1 protein-coding gene is annotated in these 527 nt (G+C 62.6%); it reads left to right on the forward strand.

Annotated features, from left to right (window positions below):
• The coding region (locus HMPREF3143_RS05525) for a Tn3 family transposase (RefSeq protein WP_139145852.1) at positions 1 to 527 on the forward strand (527 nt) is incomplete at both ends.

Genomic DNA, 527 nt, shown 5'->3' on the forward strand with positions numbered 1-527 from the left:
CGGCACCACGTCATCGTCGGACGGCCAGAACTTCCGCACCGGCAGCAAGGCCGAGAGCACCGGGCACATCAACCCGAAATATGGCAGCAGCCCAGGGCGGACGTTTTACACGCACATCTCCGACCAGTACGCGCCGTTCCACACCAAGGTCGTGAACGTCGGCGTGCGCGACTCGACCTACGTGCTCGACGGCCTGCTGTACCACGAGTCCGACCTGCGCATCGAGGAGCACTACACCGACACGGCGGGCTTCACCGATCATGTCTTTGCCCTCATGCATCTGCTGGGCTTCCGCTTCGCGCCGCGCATCCGCGCCCTGGGCGACACCAAGCTGTTCATCCCTAAGGGTGAAGCCAGTTACGACGCACTCAGACCGACGATTAGCAGCGACAAGTTGAACATCAAGGCTATTCGTGCCCATTGGGATGAAATCCTGCGCCTGGCTACCTCGATCAAACAGGGCACGGTGACGGCCTCGCTGATGTTGCGCAAGCTCGGCAGCTACCCGCGCCAGAACGGCCTGGCCG

Origin of the sequence: Enterobacter sp. HMSC16D10 (assembly GCF_001807145.1) — a bacterium.
Classification (GTDB): Bacteria; Pseudomonadota; Gammaproteobacteria; order Enterobacterales; family Enterobacteriaceae; genus Enterobacter; species Enterobacter roggenkampii.